Genomic DNA, 16,535 nt, shown 5'->3' on the forward strand with positions numbered 1-16,535 from the left:
CTCACTTGTCCCCGTCGAGGGTGTACGTACGGTCGCCCGCGCTCGGCGCCGAGTCGGTGCCGGGTGCCACCAGGGCCAGGCGCACGTGCTCCGCGAAGGATTCGGCGTACGCCACGCGCTGGGTGTCCTTGGTGTTCAGCGCGAAGGTGATCGGGACGGCCTCGGCGGGACCCTTGCGGTCGCTGTCCTTGTCGAGGGCGGTGAGCTTGCCGACGCCCAGGACCCGGGCATTGGCGACGATGATCACCGACCGCGAGGGGTCGGTGTCCTTCGCGCCCTTGAACGTGGCGATGATGTTGACCTTCGCGCCGGAGGTGATCTTTCCGGCCACACCCGTCGCCGCGTCGATCATGATGGCGATCTCCTGCTCGCCGGGCTGCAGCTGCGGCCGGTCGACGAACATGTCCGCCTGGAGCAGCGAGCCCTTCTTCAGGGTGGTCAGCGCGATCTTGTCCCGGAGCGCACCGAGGTCGGTGACGGCGGTCTCCGAAAGCCACCGCTTCGGGATCCTGACCTCCTCGAACTGCCCTGCCGAGAGCGGGCTGTACGGCGTGATGTCGCCCTTGGCGCGGTACGCGACGACCTCGGAGCCGACCTTGGAGTTGACGTCGCCGATCACCACGAGGACTCCGGCGAAGGCCCCCAGGGCGCACAGGACCGACAGGAGCAGCAGAATGACGCCGCGGCGCTGGCGTGAGTTCATGAGCCGGAGTACCTCGCCGTTCTTCGTTCGTTCGATGTGTCGGTCGGTCAGGGTCTGGATCGGGCGGTGCTCGCCGGCACGGCCGACGGGGGCGGTGCGCTCAGGGGTGCGGCGCAGAAGCCGCAGCGGTCGCCGATGAGTTCGAGGCCGCACCAGCGGCACTCCTCGCGGCGGACCGAGGAGACCAGCTGGTAGAGCACGGACAGGTCGGGGATCCCGGCGGCGAACTCGACGAGCTTGGGCGTGCCCCACCAGCGGGGTGAGGCGGCCGGCAGCGGGTTCTCCATGACGCCCTGCACCTGCCAGGCGGGGGCGAGTTCGGCCGCGACCCAGTCGGAGGTGAGCTGGCCGCGGCCGAAGGTGAGGTGGGTGGCGAACTCGGGCCCGGCGGGGATGACGGCCGCGCCCCCGGGCGCCCCGGCGGCCCCGAGCTTCGCCAGGTGCGGCGTCGGATGGGCGAGTACGGCGAACTGCGCACTCGGCGACCACGACCTGGCGTGCGCCTTCAGTCCGACCGGGACCCGGTCGAGTTTGGCGACCGAGCCCAGCAGGGCGCCGGAGTAGACGTAGTGGGACAGCAGCCGCGCCGCGGAGGCGACGATTCCGGGGCTGAAGTCGCAGACGCTGAGCTGGCGCAGCTGACGTACCAGCAGGGCGGTGCCCAGGGGCGGCAGATCGATCCCGAGGAGCGCGATCCGGTCGGTTTCGAGGATCGCGCGTACGGTGTGCAGCCGCTGGACGGTGGAGCGCGGCAGCCAGGGCGGTACGACGGCCACGAGATGGCCGTGGCGCTCCAGCAGGGCGCTGGTCTCGGCGAGCGCACCCTCCAGGTCGAGCTGCTCGGGCGGGTGCAGTACGGCGGCCCCGGGCGTGTGCCGGTCAGGGGCCGGGAGTACGAGATCGGCGCTGGTGACAGCGATGGCGGTCGGCACGCGAATCCCCCCGTTCACCCCGTGCACCACGGCCGTTCGCGTAGCCGTCGCGCACACGCACACACTGCGCACACACTGCGCGACCGCAAACGATCGACGCCGTTCCCCCCTTGCCCCAGCACCATATCCGCGTCCCCGCTGGCAGGGCAGGGCCTTGGGAATTCCCGTACCGCCGGCCCAGGTCACAGGTGGCGGGAAACCCGGACAACAAGGATCGGGCTGTCAGCCATTTCCAGCCACATTGCAAAGACTCTTGACACCGGGATTGGTCTGGACCAACTTGGCTCCGCCGGACCGTTTTTCCGGGACGACCCCACACGCCCCTCGCCCTCCTCCCCTTCCCCTCGACGTGCCCCCATCCCCCTCCTCCCCCCACCGGAGCCCACGTGAACCGCATACGCTCCCTCGCCCTCCTCGGCGCCGCCACCCTCACCGCGGGCGGCCTCACCGCCCTCGCCACCGGTACCGCACAGGCCGCGGACGTCAACGTCGCCCGCAACGGCGGCTTCGAGTCCGGGCTCGCCAACTGGTCCTGTTCCGGCGGAAGCGGCGCTTCCGTCTCCTCGCCCGTCTACGCCGGAGCCGGCGCCCTCAAGGCCACCCCGGCGGGCCAGGACAACGCCCGCTGCAGCCAGACCGTCACGGTCAAGCCGAACTCGACGTACACGCTCAGCACGCAGGTCCAGGGCAGTTACGTGTACCTCGGCGCGACCGGGACCGGCACCCAGGACGTGTCCACCTGGACCCCCGGCTCGGGCGCGGGCTGGCAGAAGCTCTCCACCACCTTCACCACCGGCCCCGGCACCACCCAGGTCACCGTCTACACCCACGGGTGGTACGGCCAGCCCGCCTACGTGGTCGACGAGTTCAGCGTCTTCGGGCCGGACGGCGGCGGGGGCACCGACCCCGGGCCGAGCGTCCCGGGCGCCCCGGCCGGGACCGCCGTTTCCGGCCAGAGCGCGAGCGGGCTCACCCTTTCGTGGAACACGGTCAGCGGAGCCTCCGGCTATCACGTGTATCAGGACGGCACCCGCGTCCGGACCGTGACCGGCGCCTCCGCCCAGATCACCGGACTCGCCGCGGCCACCTCGTACTCCTTCCAGGTGAGCGCGTACAACGCCGCGGGCGAGGGCCCCAAGTCCGCCCCGGTCACCGGCACCACGACCGGCGGCGGAAATCCGGACCCGAACCCGGCCGTCCCCAAGCACGCGCTGACCGGCTACTGGCAGAACTTCAACAACGGTGCGACGGTCCAGAAGGTCTCCGACGTCTCCGCGCAGTACGACATCATCGCCGTCTCCTTCGCCGACGCCACGACCACGCCCGGCGCCATCACCTTCAACCTCGACTCGGCCGGCCTCGGCGGCTACACCGTCGCCCAGTTCAAGTCGGACATCGCCGCGAAGAAGGCGGCCGGCAAGTCGGTCATCCTCTCCATCGGCGGCGAGAAGGGCACCATCTCGGTCAACGACTCGGCCTCCGCGAACAACCTCGCGAACTCGGCGTACGCGCTGATGCAGGAGTACGGCTTCTCCGGCATCGACATCGACCTGGAGAACGGCCTCAACCCGACCTACATGACGCAGGCACTGCGCGCGCTGTCCGCGAAGGCGGGCTCCTCGCTCGTCATCACCATGGCCCCGCAGACCATCGACATGCAGTCCACTCAGGGCGGCTACTTCAAGACGGCGCTGAACATCAAGGACATCCTCACCGTCGTCAACATGCAGTACTACAACAGCGGCTCGATGAACGGCTGCGACGGAAACGTCTACTCCCAGGGCTCGGTGGACTTCCTCACCGCGCTGGCCTGCATCCAGCTGGAGGGCGGCCTCGACCCGTCCCAGGTGGGCATCGGGGTCCCGGCCTCGCCGAGCGGGGCGGGCAGCGGCTACGTCTCCCCGACCGTCGTGAACAACGCCCTGGACTGCCTGACCAGGGGCACGAGCTGCGGATCCTTCAAGCCGTCGAAGACCTACCCCGGTCTGCGCGGCGCGATGACCTGGTCGACGAACTGGGACGCCAAGGCGGGTAGCGCTTGGTCCAACGCGGTGGGTCCCAAGGTCCACGGCCTCCCGTAGGCGGTAGGTGTGTGGGGGTGGCCGGTTTCGGTTCGACGGGTACGCCGCGTTCTTGACCGGAACATGCCACGAGAGCACGCTGTGCGCGTCCGCACGGCTACCCCCACACTCCCCACCCAGGAGAACGCATGCGGCTCAACACCCGCCGAAGGGCCGCCGCCACGGCGGCCCTGCTGGCGCTCGCGCTCGGCGCACCCGCTTACGGCATGAGCGCTACGGCATCGCCACCGCCCACACCGTCCACCGCCACCCAGGACGAGGCGATCGTCCAGTACCGGATCCACGGCCCCTCCACGGCCGCCGACCGCACCGCCCTGCTCCGTACGGGCGTGTCGATCGACGAGGTGGACGACCACACGGTCGTGGTCAGCGCCGACACCATGCAGGCCAAGAACCTGCGCGCGCTCGGCTACCAGCTCACCGCCCTGCCCGGCCCCCCGGACCGCAACCTGCCCGGGGTCGCGGCCGGCACGATGGACTTCCCCTCGGCGGACTCCAAGTACCACAACTACGCCGAGGCGAACGCGGAGATCGACCAGCGCATCGCCCAGTACCCCGGGATCATGAGCAAGCGGGTGATCGGGAAGTCGTACCAGGGCCGCGACCTCATCGCTATCAAGATCAGCGACAACGTCGCCACCGACGAGGCCGAGCCCGAGGTGCTCTTCACGCACCACCAGCACGCCCGCGAGCACCTGACCGTGGAAATGGCCCTGTACCTGCTCAAGGAGTTCGGCTCGAAGTACGGCACCGACTCCCGGATCACCGGCGCGGTCAACGGCCGCGAGATCTGGATCATCCCGGACCTCAACCCGGACGGCGGCGAGTACGACATCGCCACCGGCTCCTACCGCTCCTGGCGCAAGAACCGCCAGCCCAACTCCGGCTCCTCGTACGTCGGCACGGACGAGAACCGGAACTGGAACTACAAGTGGGGCTGCTGCGGCGGCTCCAGCGGCAGCAAGAGCTCGGAGACCTACCGCGGCGCGGCCGCCGAGTCGGCCCCCGAGGTGAAGGTGGTCTCGGACTTCGTGCGCAGCCGGGTCGTCGGCGGCAAGCAGCAGATCACCGCCGCGATCGACTTCCACACGTACAGCGAGCTGGTCCTGTGGCCGTTCGGCTGGACCTACAACGACACCGCGCCCGGCATGACCGCGGACGACCTCGCCGTCTACAAGAAGATCGGCACCAGTATGGCGGCCAGCAACGGCTACACGCCGGAGCAGTCGAGCGACCTGTACATCACGGACGGCACGATCGACGACTGGCTGTGGGGCAACCAGAAGATCTTCTCCTACACCTTCGAGATGTACCCGGCGAGCTCCGGCGGCGGCGGCTTCTACCCGCCCGACGAGGTGATCGACCGCGAGACGGCACGCAACAAGGACGCGGTGCTCCAGCTGCTGGAGAACGCGGACTGCATGTACCGCTCGATCGGCAAGGAAGCCCAGTACTGCTCGTAGTTCCCGCGTGACGGGGGCGCCCCACCGCCAGGGGGGCGCCCCACTCAGTGCTCCGGAGCCGGCTCCGGCTCCGGCTCCGGGTCCCCGGGCACGAGAAAGCCGCGGGTGTACTCGGTGTGGGGATGCGCATACCCCAGCACCCGTACACGCGCACAGTGGACCTCTTCGAAGAGCGGCCGGGCCACCTCCGCCCCTTCGAGCGCCAGCACCGTGAGGGCGATGTTCATCCGGGTGAGGAGCGTCTCGGGGTGCTCCGCGCCGAGCACGCGCGTCTGCGCCTCCCTGACCTCTTCGTACAGCTGCCGCGCCGCCTGCGGATCGTTCCGTTGCACGACCACGGCCAGGTTGTGCCCGATCGCCAGCGTGAGGGAGTGCTCCACGCCCGACACGTCGCCGGCCCGCTCGTACAAATGCCGGAACATCTCCGCGGCTGCGTCCGTGTCGAGACCGGCGAGGATGATGGCCAGCGCGTTGCCGGCGAACAGGGTGTCGGGATGTGCCGCGCCGACGACGCGGACCGCATCGGCGTACGTTTCCTCCGCCAGTTCGAGCGCCCGCTGCTGGTGTCCGTTGGCCCAGACGGCGTTGGCGTGCCTGGCGCGGATGTGCAGGGTCAGCGGGTGCGCCCGGTCGAGGTGCGCGGTGGCGTCGGCGACGAGCCCCTCCAGCAGCTCAAGGCTGTGCGCCGCCCGTCCGGCGACCCGGTGGGCCTGCGCCTGGTGGAGCCGGGCTCCCAGCACAACGGGGTGGTGCTCCGCATACTCCGCCGCGAGGTCGGGCAGCAGGCGCGACAGCCGGTCCATCGCTTCCTCGCCCTCGCCGGCCATCAGGGCGGCGCGGGCCCCGCCGAGCCGCGCGAGCAGGGTGATTCTGTCGTCGGGGCCGCCGCGGGCGAGCTCGCGGTAGAGCCGACGCCCCTCGGCCGGGTCGCCCGCGCCGGACGTCCAGGCGGCGAGGCGGAGGCCGGCGAGCCGACTGAGCGGGTGCTCCTCGCCGAGCACCTCACGGCAGTCGGCCAGCAGGGTGGCGGTCAGGTCCCGCGCTGTGCGCACTTCCCCCGCCTCCCCGGTCCAGTACGCGGCCACGTGCCGGCCGGCCAGCATGCCGGGGTCGTGCGGTGCGAGCATCCCCTCGGCGCAGCGCAGGAGTTCCCCCGCGACGTCGTGGGCCTGGCGGTACAGGCCCAGCGCCTGGAGTTCGCCGATGACCGCGGCGATCCGGGACAGGCGCGGGCCCTTCAGCCAGACGGCCTCGGTGTCGGCGCCCAGTCCGAGCTTCCCCAAGGCGCCGTCCCAGCCGAGCGCTCCGCCGGTCCGGCTGTCGGGCAGGGTGCCGCCGCGTCCGGCGTCGTCGAGTACCTCCCAACGGCGCTGCCAGGCCGCCCGGTCCTGCCAAGGGGCGGCGGCCGGGTCATCGTCCGCGGTGTGCGCGACCAGGATCTCGACGAGGTCCTCCAGCTGCCCGGTGCACTCCTTCCCGGCCCTCTTGTCCGCCTCGCCCAGCAGGCCGTGCACGGTCGACCTGGGCAGGAAGGCGTCCGCTGCCCTGGCCGCTTCCTCGATCGCCCGGAAGTTCATACCGGACGCTTCCTTCAACTCCCGCAGATCCGAGCGGAATCGGCGCCATGAGTCCGTCATGCCGCCGATTTTCCCGGACGTCCGGAGGGTGCCGTTCGCGTCCGGGACACGACCCGCCCCGTCCGGAACGGACTTCTCCGTTCCGTGAACCAGCAGCGCTGGGCGCGGCCGTGATGGCCTGCTGCTCCACCGGTCTGCGCGCACTGGGCGCGGGCCGCTCGCCGAAGGAGTTCCGCCATGGCACCGTCCACGTCGCCGCGCCGCCCCTACTTCGAGTTGCGCGTCGGCTCCTTCCAGATGAGCCTGGCGCGCCGGCCGGCCCGGCTGATCGGCTGGCTGGGCTCCGCGTTCGTCACCGCCGGCGGCGCCTGGCTGGGCGCCAACTGGCCCTGGTGATCGGCCGCGCGCCGCTCAGGAGAGAACCGCCAGCGCGTCGATCTCGATGAGCAGCCCGGCCGGCAGCCCGACGTACACGGTGGTCCGGGCAGCGGGCGCTTCCCCCAGGCCCTGCTGCTCGAAGTAGGCGTTGTAGATCTCGTTCATCTCGCCGAAGTGGCCCGTGTCCGTCAGATAGACGCGGATCATCATCACGTCGTCCCAGCCCGCACCGCCGGCCTCCAGGACGGAACGGACGTTCTCCAGCGTCTGGAGGGTCTGCTCGCGCAGCGTCGGCCCGGCGGGGGTGGGCGGCTGCCCTTCCACGTGCGGGAGGAAGCCGACCTGCCCGGCGACCTGGAGGATGTTCCCCTTGCGCACGCCGTGCGAGAACTTCGCGGGCGGGGTGGTGTGGGTGCCGGGGGTGAGAGCGGTCTTCTCGGTCACGGGGTGGCCTCCTGTGGTCCTGTTCCGGAATAGTCCTGGCTGATGACGTGAGCGGTACGGAGTACCAGCGGCAGCAGTTCGAGCAGTCCGTCGGCGGTGGCCACCACACTGGGCGCGGAAACGGACAGCGCGGCGGCGACCCGCCCGTCGGGCCCGTACACGGGCGCGCCGAGGCAGTTGACGGACTCCTCGTGCCCCCCGAGGTCGGCGGCCCACCCCTGGTCCCGTACGAGGTCCAGCTCCCGGAGGAACGCGGCGGCGTCCGGGGTGGAACGGGCCGTGTACCGCGGGTACTCGATCCGCTCGGCGAGGCTCCTGCGCTCGGCCTCGGGGAGGTCGGCGAGGAGCAGCTTGGCGACGGCGGCGACGGTCAGGGGCACGGGCTTGCCGATGCGGGAGTACATGCGGACCGGGTAGCGGCTGTCGACCTTGTCGATGTACACGACCTCGTCGTCCTGGAGGAGGGCGAGGTGGACGGTGTGCCCGGTGGCCCTGTTCAGTTCGACGAGGTGGGGGTGCGCGATCTCCCGGACGTCGAGGTTCTCGACGGCTTCGGCGGCGAGCGCGAACAGCTGGGCGCCGAGGCGGTAGCGGCCGTCGGGCTGCCGGTACACGAAGCCGCGCTCGTGCAGGGTGCGCAGGAGGCGCAGCGCGGTGCTCTTGTGCACGCCGAGGTCGTCGGCGACCGCCCCCAGCCCGGCCGGGCCCTTGGCGAGCAGCGGCAGGATCCCGAGCGCCCGTTCCACGGACTGGCTCATGCGTGCGCCTTCCTTGTCGTACGGTGCCGTGCCGTGCCGTGCCGCTGCGCTGGGCTTCCCGGGCGCTGCCCGGACCCGCGCCTCCAACGCCGGCGAGGCTGGATGTGGCTGAGCGCCACTCCCGCCTGCGCCCCGGCCTCGCGCCTCAAACGCCGGCGAGGCTGGAATTGCCCTGCGGGCAATCCAGCCCGCCGCAAGCATCGTTGCGCTGCGTGCAAACCAGCCGCGCCGGTCTGGCGGCGCCAGGCAAATCCAGCCCCGCCGGCGATTGAGGCGCACCCCTCCAGCCCCGCCGGCGTTTGAGGCGCGGGGTCTGGGGCGGAGCCCCAGCAACGGCGCCGCACCGGTCCGGCGGGCTCCGGCGGAACCCACTGGCGGAGCCCCACCGGCCGAGCCCCGGCAACGGCGCCGCACGTTGACCCACCGTCACCCGGGATGTTAGACAGCACGCAGCGGCATACGCAACGACCGTTGCACACAATGCAACCCCCGGGAGGCACCCGCATGGCCAGCGACCCCGTCAAGGACCTCGCCGACGAACCGGTCGACCACCGGTTCAAGGGCCTCCCCCCGGACGCCCAGACCGCCGGGCTCACCGTCGGCGGACTCGCCGCCCAGCGCCGCGACCTGCACACCGGCGGTTTCACCACCCCCGTGCTGACCCTCGACGCGGACGCGCTGGAGCACAACCTCACCGCCCTCGGCACGTACGCCGCCCGCCACTCCCTCGCCTTCGCGCCCCACGGCAAGACCTGCATGGCCCCGCAGCTCTTCCAGCGCCAGCTGGACCACGGCGCGTGGGGCATCACCGTCGCCATGCCCCACCAGGCCCGTGTCTGCCGCGCCTTCGGCATCCGGAGGATCTTCCTGGCCAACGAGCTCGTGGACGCGCCGGCCCTCCGCTGGGTCGCCGACGAGCTCGCCGCCGACCCCGACTTCCGGTTCGTCTGCTACGTCGACTCCGTCCGCGCGGTCGAGCTGATGGAGGAGGCCCTGCACGGCCACGGCGCCACCGCCGCCGCCACCATCGACGTCGTCCTCGAACTCGGCGCCGGCGCCGAGGGCCGTACGGGGATCCGTACCGACGCCGAATGCCAGGCCGTCGCCGAGGCCGTCGCCGCGTCCCCCGCCCTGCGCCTGGCCGGTGTGGCCGGCTACGAGGCCACCATGCCCGGGGCCGACGCCGACAGCGTCCGCGCCTGGCTGCGCCGCCTCACCGCGCTCGCCGCCGACCTCGACAAGCAGGGCCGCTTCAACGGCACCGGCCTGGACGAGGTCATCGTCAGCGCCGGCGGCAGCGAATGGTTCGACGCCGTCGCCGAGGTCTTCGCCGAGGTCCCGGAGCTGTCGCTGCCCGTCCTGCCGCTGCTGCGCTCCGGCGCGTACGTCTCCCACGACCACGGCTGGTACTCGGGCCTGACCCCCTTCAACCGCGTCCCCGACGAGGGCGGCCTGGTCGCCGCCTTCCGGCTGTGGACCCAGGTCGTCTCCCGCCCCACCCCCGGCCAGGCCTTCGTCAACGCCGGCAAGCGCGACATCGCCTACGACCTGGGCCTGCCCGAAGTGCTCACCGTGCGCAGCGCCCGCGACGGCGTCGAGCGCGCCGCGACCGGCATCCGGGTGACCAAGCTGTCCGACCAGCACGCCTGGATCGAGACGGACGCCGACGCCACCGCGCTGGAGGTCGGCGACTGGGTCTCCCTCGGCATGGCCCACCCCTGCACAATCTTCGAGAAGTGGCCGCTGATCCCGGTGGTGGAGTCGGACGGCACGGTCAGCGACTACGTCCGCACCTTCTTCTGAGCCACGCCCGTGGACCTGGTCATCCACGGGGCCCGCGTCGTCGACGGCACGGGCGGGCCCTCGTACACGGCCGACGTCGGCGTGCACGAGGGCCGGATCGCCGAGATCGGCCGCATCCCCGGCGGAGGCCGCAGGACCCTCGACGCGCACGGCCTGGCCCTCGCCCCCGGCTTCGTCGACATGCACGCCCACAGCGACCTCGCCCTGCTCCGCGACCCGGACCACAGCGCGAAGGCGGCCCAGGGCGTGACCCTCGAAGTCCTCGGCCAGGACGGCCTGTCGTACGCGCCCGCCGACGACCGCACCCTGGGCGAGGTACGGGCCGCCATCGCGGGCTGGAACGGTTCCGGGGACGACATCGACCTCGACTGGCGCACGGTCGGCGAGTACCTCGACCGCCTGGACCGGGCCCACGACGGCCAGGGGATCGCCGTCAACGCCGCGTACCTCGTCCCCCAGGGCACGGTCCGCGCCCACGCCCTCGGCTGGGACGACCGGCCCGCGACGGGGGCCGAGCTGGACCGGATGCGGCAGCTGGTCGCCGACGGCCTGGCCCAGGGCGCCGTCGGCATGTCGTCCGGCCTGACCTACACCCCCGGCATGTACGCCTCCGGCGCCGAACTGACCGAGCTGTGCCGCGTGGTGGCGCGGTACGGCGGCTACTACTGCCCCCACCACCGCTCGTACGGCCACGGCGCGCTCGCCGCCTACGCCGAGATGGTCGAGCTGACCCGGCAGGCCGGCTGCGCCCTGCACCTCGCGCACGCCACCATGAACTTCGGCGAGAACCGGGGCCGCGCCCCCGAGCTGCTGGCCCTGCTGGACGCGGCCCTGGCCGAGGGCTGCGACATCACCCTGGACAGCTACCCGTACACCCCCGGCTGCACCACCCTCGTCGCCCTGCTGCCCAGTTGGGCGGGCGAGGGCGGACCGCAGGCCGTCCTCGCCCGGCTGCGCGACGACTCCACCGCCGAGCGGATCCGGTACGCGCTGGAGGTCACCGGGGCCGACGGCTGCCACGGGGTCCCCGTCGACTGGTCGACGATCGAGATCTCGGGCGTCACCGACCCCGCGTACGGCCGGTACGTCGGCACGCGCCTGGACGGCTGGGAAACGGCCCGGCGGCTGCTGCTCGGCGACCGGCTCGCGCCGACGGTCCTCCAGCACGTCGGCCACGAGGAGAACGTCCGCGCGATCATGCGCCACCGCGTCCACACCGGCGGCTCCGACGGGATCCTCCAGGGCGCGAAGCCGCACCCGCGCGCCTACGGCACCTTCCCGCAGTACCTCGGCCACTACGTCCGCGAACTCGGCGTGCTCTCCCTGGAGGAGTGCGTCGCGCACCTCTCCGGCCGCCCGGCGGCCCGCCTGCGCCTGCCCGACCGGGGCCTGGTCCGCGTCGGCCACCGCGCCGACCTGGTCCTCTTCGACCCGGACACGGTCGCCGCCGGCTCCACGTACGAGAACCCGCGTGCCCTGCCCACCGGCATCCCGCACGTCCTGATCGACGGGCGTCCCGTCGTGCGGGACGGGCGGCGCACCGGCGTCCTGGCGGGACGATCGGTACGCCGGACCCCGACTCCCCCTCCCGGGTGACATTTACGATCAAAGGCATGGTCCCCCTCGCCCTCGCCGCCGTGCTCTTCGTCGCGTTCTGCCTCAGCGCCCGCAACGACCGCCGCCGCTTCCGCAACGCCGTACTCCTCGGCCTGACCCTCGTCTTCCTCTCCTTCGGTCTGCTCCTCCAGGTCAAGGCACTGCCGGGCTGGCTGGCCACCGCCGTCCTGCTGCTGGTCCTGGCCGTGCCCACGCTCGGCCTGGTGGCGCTCGGCGTCTTCCTCGTCGCCAACGGCATGACCATGGTCCGCAAGGAGGGCACCCACCTGCCGAACCTGCTGTCGCTGCTCGCGGGCCTCGGGATATTCGCGATGATCGCCCTGCTGTTCGTCGTCGGCCTGTCCGGCTCCGTGGTCCTCGCGGGCATCGTGGCGACCCTCGTCGCGGTCGTCGCGTACCTCTCCTTCGTCTTCCTGTGCTTCCTCGGCTACGCCTTCCTCTACGGGCGGATCAAGGTGCGGGGCGACGTCGACCACGTGGTCATGCTCGGGTCGGGCCTCCTCGGCGGGGACCGGGTGCCGCCGCTGCTGGCCTCGCGGCTGCGCAAGGGACAGGAGATCTACGAGGCCCAGCTGGCCCGGGGCGGCCGGCCGCCGGTGCTCCTCGTCTCGGGCGGCAAGGGCTCGGACGAGAAGGTCTCCGAGGCCCGGGCGATGGCGGACTGGCTGATCGCGCACGGCGTGCCGGCCGAACACGTCACGCTGGAGGACCGGTCCCGCACGACCGAGGAGAACATGCGGTTCAGCCGGGAGCTGATGCTGGCGGACGACCCGGGCTACCGGTGCGTGGTGGTCACCAACGACTTCCACGCCTTCCGGGCCGCGATGATGGCCCGCAAGACCGGGGTCAACGGGCAGGTGCTGGGCTCGCCCACGGCCCGCTACTTCTGGCCGACGGCCACGATCCGCGAGTTCGTCGCGGTGTTCTGGGAGCACAAGGCCGTGAACCTGGGGATCTGTGGCGTACTGGTCGCCGTCGGGGCGCTGGCGACGGTGGGGAGCTGAGCCGTGACCGGTGGCGGCTGAGCCGTGACCGGTGGCGGCCGAGCCGTGGCCGGTGGCGGCCGAGCCGTGGCCGGTGGCGGCCGAGCCGTGGCCGGTGGCGGCCGTGCCGTGGCCGTTGGCAGCTCAGCCGTGGCCGGACGGCTGGGCGGCTGGGCGGCTGGGCGCGGCGAGGGGCTGGGCGGGGCGGCTGGGGGCGCGCCGGCCCGTCGACGTGCGTTCATGGGGCCGCCGCCGGAGGATGGGGGCCAGGGGGCACCGGAGGAGGTACGCGATGGACAGTGAATCGGACCAGCAGCCCACACGGTCGGACCGGCTCTTCACGGGCGGGGAACGGCCGTACGACCCCGAGGACCTCGTGATGGCGACCGGCCACGACCTGACTCCGGAGCTGGTCGAGAAGGCGCGCCAACTGATCGAGAAGGAGGGCCCGCAGGTCATCGAGCGCTACCTCCCGTAGCGCTCCGTACGCACGCTGCTGACACCCCGGCCCGGGGTCGCCCCCCGGGCCGGGGTCGTATCCGGGACACGGGCGGGCACGACGGGGCGTAGGACCGCATCTGGAGCCGGACCGCATCCAGAGCCGGTGAATGCTCGTTAGCCGTCCGGGGGCCACAACCCTAAGGACAGGTGAATGCACGCTCTCGACGTCGACTGGGACCACCCCACGGACCCCAGACCCGGCCCACAGCTCGACCACGTACGCGCGTACGTGACCTCGGCGGGCGCCGACGGTCACCTGTGGCACGGGGTCCCCACCCTGCTGCTCACCACGGTCTCCCGCGCCACCGGCCGCACCGTCCGCACCCCGCTGATCTACGGCGAGGACCGGGACGCGGCCCGCCTCATCGTCCTGGCCTCGGCCTTCGGCGCCCCGGACCACCCGGCCTGGTACGGGAACCTCACCGCCCACCCGGAGACCCGCGTCCAGGTAGGCGCCACCACGTTCAAGGCCACGGCGCGCACGGGCACGCCGACGGAGCGGGACACGTACTGGGACATGATGACGGGCCTGTGGCCCCCGTACGAGGACGACCAGGTGTCCGCCAGGCCGCGCGAGATCCCGCTGGTCATCCTGCAGCGCTGAGGAATGGTTCCTGCGTACCCGATTTATTGGGATGCGGGCTGGTCAGGGCACACGTAGGGTCGACGCCCGTGGAACCACTCACCGAGAAGCAGATCCGCTCGTCCTTCGTGAACTGCACCAAGGGCGAGGCGGCGCGGCTGCGCCTGCCGCTCGACTTCGCCGAACTGCCCTGGGAGGACCTGGACTTCCTCGGCTGGGTGGATCCGGGGGCGCCGCTGCGGGCCCATCTCGTACTGCCCGGGTCCGAGGGCCCGGTGGGCATCTCGCTGCGCGTGCCCGCCGTGAACCGCACCAGCGCGGTGAAGTCCAGCCTCTGCCAGATATGCCTGACCGGCCACGCCTCCTCCGGGGTCACCCTGCTCGCCGCCCCGCTGGCAGGCGCCCGGGGCCGGGACGGCAACACCGTCGGCATCTACGTCTGCGCGGACCTCGCCTGCCCCCTGTACGTACGCGGCAAGCGGCAGCCGAAGCTGCGCGCCGGCCGGTACGAGGAGTCCCTCACCCTGGACGAGCGCCTGGCACGCATGTCCGACAACCTGGACGCCTTCGCGGCCAGGGTCACGGCGGCCTGAGCCCCGGCCCCGCCGCCGCGTTCAGCCCGTCGGCGGGGCAAGCTCGAACCACACCACCTTCCCGGTCCCGCACTCCCTCGGGTAGGCCCCCCAGTCCCCGGCCAGCGCCGCCACGATCCCGAGCCCCCGCCCCGACTCGTCCAGCGGCCGGGCCACGCGCGGCACGGGCGACTCCAGCCCGGCGTCGAGCACCTCCACCCGCAACCGCTCCCCCTCCACGAGCCCGCACCGCACCCACACCTCCCGCCCGGCGGGCATCCGGGCATGCCAGCAGGCATTCGCCATGAGCTCGCTGAGCAGCAGCACGGCCGTTTCGGTGGTCTCGTCGGGCAGCTTCCACTCACGCGCCTGAGCGGCGAAACGGGCACGGGCGCGGGGGACGCTGATGGGCGCGCGGGGGTAGCGCCACTCGATGGGGTGATCCATGGTCCATACGGTGGCGGCAGGGGTATGGGCCGGGCGAGTAACCGCGCGTAGACGGGGGTCGGTTGTACACGCGCGGTACCGGGGACGGGGAGGAGCGGGGCGATGACCGAGGCATGGCGGTACGGCGGCAACCAGGTCAAGCTGTGGCGCACCGAGGCGGGCAGGACCCGTGAGGAACTGGGCGCGGAGGCGAACTACGACGCGGAGACGGTCAAGTCGATGGAACTGGGCCGCAGACGGCCCACCATGCGGCTCCTCCAGGTCGCGGACCAGATGTTCGGCGCGGGCGGGAAACTGGCGGCCGTCGCGGAGTACATGAAGCCGGAGCCGTTTCCGAAACGGTCGGAGGAATACATGGCGGCGGAGGCGGAAGCCTTCGCGATCAATTGGTACGAGCCGCTCCTCATCCCGGGTCTGCTCCAGAGCGAGGAGTACATGCGGGCGCTGATGAGTGATGCCTGTCCCCCGCTGGACGACGAAACGATCGAGGAACGCATCCGGGCCCGCCTCGGACGCCAGGAGACCATGACCCGCCGCATCAAAACGGTCTACGGCTTCATCATCGCGGAGGCAGCCCTCCGCTCGGAGGTGGGCGGCAAGGAAGCCATGCGTCGCCAGATGGACCTGCTCCTGAAGCTGAGCGAACTACGGAATGTATTCATCCAGGTCCTCCCGACCGGGCGGGCATGCGGAGTGGCTCTCGTCGGCCCTCTCATCCTCCTGGAGACCCCTGAACACCAACTGTGGGCCTGGGCCGAGGGCCAGAAGACAAGCGCCATGTACTCAGACCCCGACAGGGTCAGCGCCCTCACTCAGACCCATGGCATGATCCGAATGAACGCCCTCAGCGCGGGCGAGTCGGCGGAGTTCATCAAAAAGCTCGCGGAGGAACTATGAGCAGTCGTCTGACGTGGTTCAAGTCCAGCTATAGCGACAGCGAGGGCAGCGCGTGCATCGAAGTCGCCCTGGACTGGCACAAGTCGACGTACAGCGACGCGCAGGGCAGCAACTGCGTCGAAGTTGCCACCTGTCCCCACACCGTCCACGTCCGGGACTCCAAGCTCGGTGAGGCCGGCCCGCGGTTCGCCGTGGCGGCCGCGGCCTGGGGGGCGTTCCTCGACGGTCAGGCGGCGGCAGCCGCCGCCACCGCGCTGTAGGTGCGGCCCGCGACGACGTAGTCGCCCAGCGGGATCATGCCGAAGCCGTCCACGTGTACCCGCCAGGACGGCCGGTTCCCGGCCTCGATGAAGGCCACCACCGCCTCCGCGCGGCCGGCCGCCTCCGCGACGGCCATGGCGAACAGGCCCCGGGCCACGCCATGGCCGCGGTAGGCGGCGTCGACGACCACCGGGCCGTAGAGCAGCCAGCGGGTTTCGCTCAGCGGACGGCCCTGCCACTCCAGCACGTCCTGGGCCCGGATCAGGCCCGCGACCGCAGGCGGTGGCCCGGGCATGTCCTCGGCCACCGACAGGGCCAGCAGCCCGGCGACCCGGCCCTCGTCGTCCGCGACGAGGAGCTCTCCGGCCCCGGCCATGGCGCGCAACGTGTCGGCATCGAACGCGCCCTGTACGAAGCCCTGCCGGGCGCGCTGTTCCGGCGTCAGGGCGTCACGGTGATTGGCGGCGAAGAGCGCGGCCATGGCGGGCGCGTCGCGGTCGGTGGCGTAGCGATAGCGCATGAGCCGATGCTGCCA

General features: G+C 71.8%; 18 protein-coding genes. 11 read left to right on the forward strand and 7 right to left on the reverse strand.

What is annotated here, in order from left to right; all coding sequences use genetic code 11:
* Window position 1: 1 nt before the first annotated feature.
* Together cpaB and AB0D48_RS21635 are read right to left on the reverse strand one after the other, a co-directional pair.
* Entirely contained in the window at window positions 2-703 is a 702-nt protein-coding gene (gene cpaB, locus AB0D48_RS21630) for a Flp pilus assembly protein CpaB (RefSeq protein ID WP_362399133.1), read from the reverse strand.
* Between the two features lie 47 nt (window positions 704-750).
* The gene (locus AB0D48_RS21635) at window positions 751-1,635 is read right to left on the reverse strand and encodes a hypothetical protein (RefSeq protein WP_362399136.1); all 885 of its coding nucleotides are present in this window, start codon (window positions 1,633-1,635) and stop codon (window positions 751-753) included.
* Window positions 1,636-2,021: 386 nt separating this feature from the next.
* Here AB0D48_RS21635 and AB0D48_RS21640 point away from each other — a divergent pair, with 386 nt between their 5' ends.
* Together AB0D48_RS21640 and AB0D48_RS21645 are read left to right on the forward strand one after the other, a co-directional pair.
* Window positions 2,022-3,716: a glycosyl hydrolase family 18 protein gene (locus tag AB0D48_RS21640; RefSeq protein ID WP_362399138.1), complete on the forward strand. Its 1,695-nt coding sequence runs from the start codon at window positions 2,022-2,024 to the stop codon at window positions 3,714-3,716.
* 128 nt (window positions 3,717-3,844) lie between these two features.
* Entirely contained in the window at window positions 3,845-5,179 is a 1,335-nt protein-coding gene (locus tag AB0D48_RS21645) for a M14 family metallopeptidase (RefSeq protein ID WP_362399141.1), read from the forward strand.
* Between the two features lie 44 nt (window positions 5,180-5,223).
* Here the strand turns inward: AB0D48_RS21645 and AB0D48_RS21650 are convergent, their stop codons facing one another.
* Window positions 5,224-6,816: a tetratricopeptide repeat protein gene (locus AB0D48_RS21650; protein ID WP_362399144.1), complete on the reverse strand. Its 1,593-nt coding sequence runs from the start codon at window positions 6,814-6,816 to the stop codon at window positions 5,224-5,226.
* Window positions 6,817-6,993: 177 nt separating this feature from the next.
* Between AB0D48_RS21650 and AB0D48_RS21655 the strand changes: the two genes are divergently transcribed.
* Window positions 6,994-7,152, forward strand: a complete 159-nt coding sequence (locus tag AB0D48_RS21655; protein ID WP_362399147.1) for a hypothetical protein — start codon at window positions 6,994-6,996, stop codon at window positions 7,150-7,152.
* Window positions 7,153-7,167: 15 nt separating this feature from the next.
* Here the strand turns inward: AB0D48_RS21655 and AB0D48_RS21660 are convergent, their stop codons facing one another.
* Together AB0D48_RS21660 and AB0D48_RS21665 are read right to left on the reverse strand one after the other, a co-directional pair.
* Window positions 7,168-7,578 (reverse strand): RidA family protein, encoded by a 411-nt coding sequence (locus AB0D48_RS21660; protein ID WP_362399150.1) that lies wholly within the window; start codon window positions 7,576-7,578, stop codon window positions 7,168-7,170.
* On the reverse strand, window positions 7,575-8,336 hold the full coding sequence (locus AB0D48_RS21665) for an IclR family transcriptional regulator (RefSeq protein WP_362399153.1): 762 nt from the start codon (window positions 8,334-8,336) through the stop codon (window positions 7,575-7,577). Before AB0D48_RS21665 ends, AB0D48_RS21660 begins: the two co-directional genes overlap by 4 nt.
* 504 nt (window positions 8,337-8,840) lie before the next feature.
* Here AB0D48_RS21665 and AB0D48_RS21670 point away from each other — a divergent pair.
* The 6 genes from AB0D48_RS21670 (at window position 8,841) to AB0D48_RS21695 (ending at window position 14,416) form a co-directional block, all read left to right on the forward strand.
* Window positions 8,841-10,139, forward strand: coding sequence for an amino acid deaminase (locus AB0D48_RS21670; RefSeq protein WP_362399156.1), 1,299 nt, complete (start codon window positions 8,841-8,843; stop codon window positions 10,137-10,139).
* 9 nt (window positions 10,140-10,148) lie between these two features.
* Entirely contained in the window at window positions 10,149-11,735 is a 1,587-nt protein-coding gene (locus AB0D48_RS21675) for a D-aminoacylase (RefSeq protein WP_362399158.1), read from the forward strand.
* A gap of 17 nt (window positions 11,736-11,752) precedes the next feature.
* Window positions 11,753-12,760: a YdcF family protein gene (locus AB0D48_RS21680; RefSeq protein WP_362399161.1), complete on the forward strand. Its 1,008-nt coding sequence runs from the start codon at window positions 11,753-11,755 to the stop codon at window positions 12,758-12,760.
* Window positions 12,761-13,031: 271 nt separating this feature from the next.
* The gene (locus tag AB0D48_RS21685; RefSeq protein ID WP_362399164.1) at window positions 13,032-13,217 is read left to right on the forward strand and encodes a hypothetical protein; all 186 of its coding nucleotides are present in this window, start codon (window positions 13,032-13,034) and stop codon (window positions 13,215-13,217) included.
* Between the two features lie 174 nt (window positions 13,218-13,391).
* Window positions 13,392-13,844 carry a nitroreductase/quinone reductase family protein gene (locus AB0D48_RS21690; RefSeq protein WP_362399167.1) on the forward strand — a complete coding sequence of 151 codons (453 nt, stop codon included), beginning with the start codon at window positions 13,392-13,394 and terminating at the stop codon, window positions 13,842-13,844.
* Between the two features lie 68 nt (window positions 13,845-13,912).
* Complete coding sequence (locus AB0D48_RS21695; RefSeq protein WP_362399170.1) at window positions 13,913-14,416, forward strand: FBP domain-containing protein; 504 nt, start codon at window positions 13,913-13,915, stop codon at window positions 14,414-14,416.
* A gap of 21 nt (window positions 14,417-14,437) precedes the next feature.
* Here the strand turns inward: AB0D48_RS21695 and AB0D48_RS21700 are convergent, their stop codons facing one another.
* Entirely contained in the window at window positions 14,438-14,842 is a 405-nt protein-coding gene (locus AB0D48_RS21700) for an ATP-binding protein (protein ID WP_362399173.1), read from the reverse strand.
* Window positions 14,843-14,944: 102 nt separating this feature from the next.
* Here AB0D48_RS21700 and AB0D48_RS21705 point away from each other — a divergent pair, with 102 nt between their 5' ends.
* Both AB0D48_RS21705 and AB0D48_RS21710 read left to right on the forward strand, forming a co-directional pair.
* Window positions 14,945-15,739: a helix-turn-helix transcriptional regulator gene (locus AB0D48_RS21705; RefSeq protein ID WP_362399176.1), complete on the forward strand. Its 795-nt coding sequence runs from the start codon at window positions 14,945-14,947 to the stop codon at window positions 15,737-15,739.
* Window positions 15,736-15,999, forward strand: a complete 264-nt coding sequence (locus AB0D48_RS21710) for a DUF397 domain-containing protein (protein ID WP_362399179.1) — start codon at window positions 15,736-15,738, stop codon at window positions 15,997-15,999. Before AB0D48_RS21705 ends, AB0D48_RS21710 begins: the two co-directional genes overlap by 4 nt.
* Here AB0D48_RS21710 and AB0D48_RS21715 read toward each other — a convergent pair.
* Window positions 15,966-16,520, reverse strand: a complete 555-nt coding sequence (locus AB0D48_RS21715) for a GNAT family N-acetyltransferase (RefSeq protein ID WP_362399183.1) — start codon at window positions 16,518-16,520, stop codon at window positions 15,966-15,968. The genes AB0D48_RS21710 and AB0D48_RS21715 overlap by 34 nt on opposite strands.
* Between the last annotated feature and the right edge of the window lie 15 nt (window positions 16,521-16,535).

The organism is Streptomyces sp. NPDC048269 (assembly GCF_040652395.1).
GTDB lineage: Bacteria > Actinomycetota > Actinomycetes > Streptomycetales > Streptomycetaceae > Streptomyces.

Excerpts from the sequence above, each read along its gene's own strand:
- cpaB (WP_362399133.1), bottom strand. The coding sequence starts at position 703 with ATGAACTCACGCCAGCGCCGCGGCGTCATTCTGCTGCTCCTGTCGGTC.
- AB0D48_RS21645 (WP_362399141.1), top strand. The coding sequence starts at position 3,845 with ATGCGGCTCAACACCCGCCGAAGGGCCGCCGCCACGGCGGCCCTGCTG.
- AB0D48_RS21650 (WP_362399144.1), bottom strand. The coding sequence starts at position 6,816 with ATGACGGACTCATGGCGCCGATTCCGCTCGGATCTGCGGGAGTTGAAG.
- AB0D48_RS21655 (WP_362399147.1), top strand. The coding sequence starts at position 6,994 with ATGGCACCGTCCACGTCGCCGCGCCGCCCCTACTTCGAGTTGCGCGTC.
- AB0D48_RS21665 (WP_362399153.1), bottom strand. The coding sequence starts at position 8,336 with ATGAGCCAGTCCGTGGAACGGGCGCTCGGGATCCTGCCGCTGCTCGCC.
- AB0D48_RS21670 (WP_362399156.1), top strand. The coding sequence starts at position 8,841 with ATGGCCAGCGACCCCGTCAAGGACCTCGCCGACGAACCGGTCGACCAC.
- AB0D48_RS21680 (WP_362399161.1), top strand. The coding sequence starts at position 11,753 with ATGGTCCCCCTCGCCCTCGCCGCCGTGCTCTTCGTCGCGTTCTGCCTC.
- AB0D48_RS21685 (WP_362399164.1), top strand. The coding sequence starts at position 13,032 with ATGGACAGTGAATCGGACCAGCAGCCCACACGGTCGGACCGGCTCTTC.
- AB0D48_RS21690 (WP_362399167.1), top strand. The coding sequence starts at position 13,392 with ATGCACGCTCTCGACGTCGACTGGGACCACCCCACGGACCCCAGACCC.
- AB0D48_RS21700 (WP_362399173.1), bottom strand. The coding sequence starts at position 14,842 with ATGGATCACCCCATCGAGTGGCGCTACCCCCGCGCGCCCATCAGCGTC.
- AB0D48_RS21705 (WP_362399176.1), top strand. The coding sequence starts at position 14,945 with ATGACCGAGGCATGGCGGTACGGCGGCAACCAGGTCAAGCTGTGGCGC.
- AB0D48_RS21710 (WP_362399179.1), top strand. The coding sequence starts at position 15,736 with ATGAGCAGTCGTCTGACGTGGTTCAAGTCCAGCTATAGCGACAGCGAG.
- AB0D48_RS21715 (WP_362399183.1), bottom strand. The coding sequence starts at position 16,520 with ATGCGCTATCGCTACGCCACCGACCGCGACGCGCCCGCCATGGCCGCG.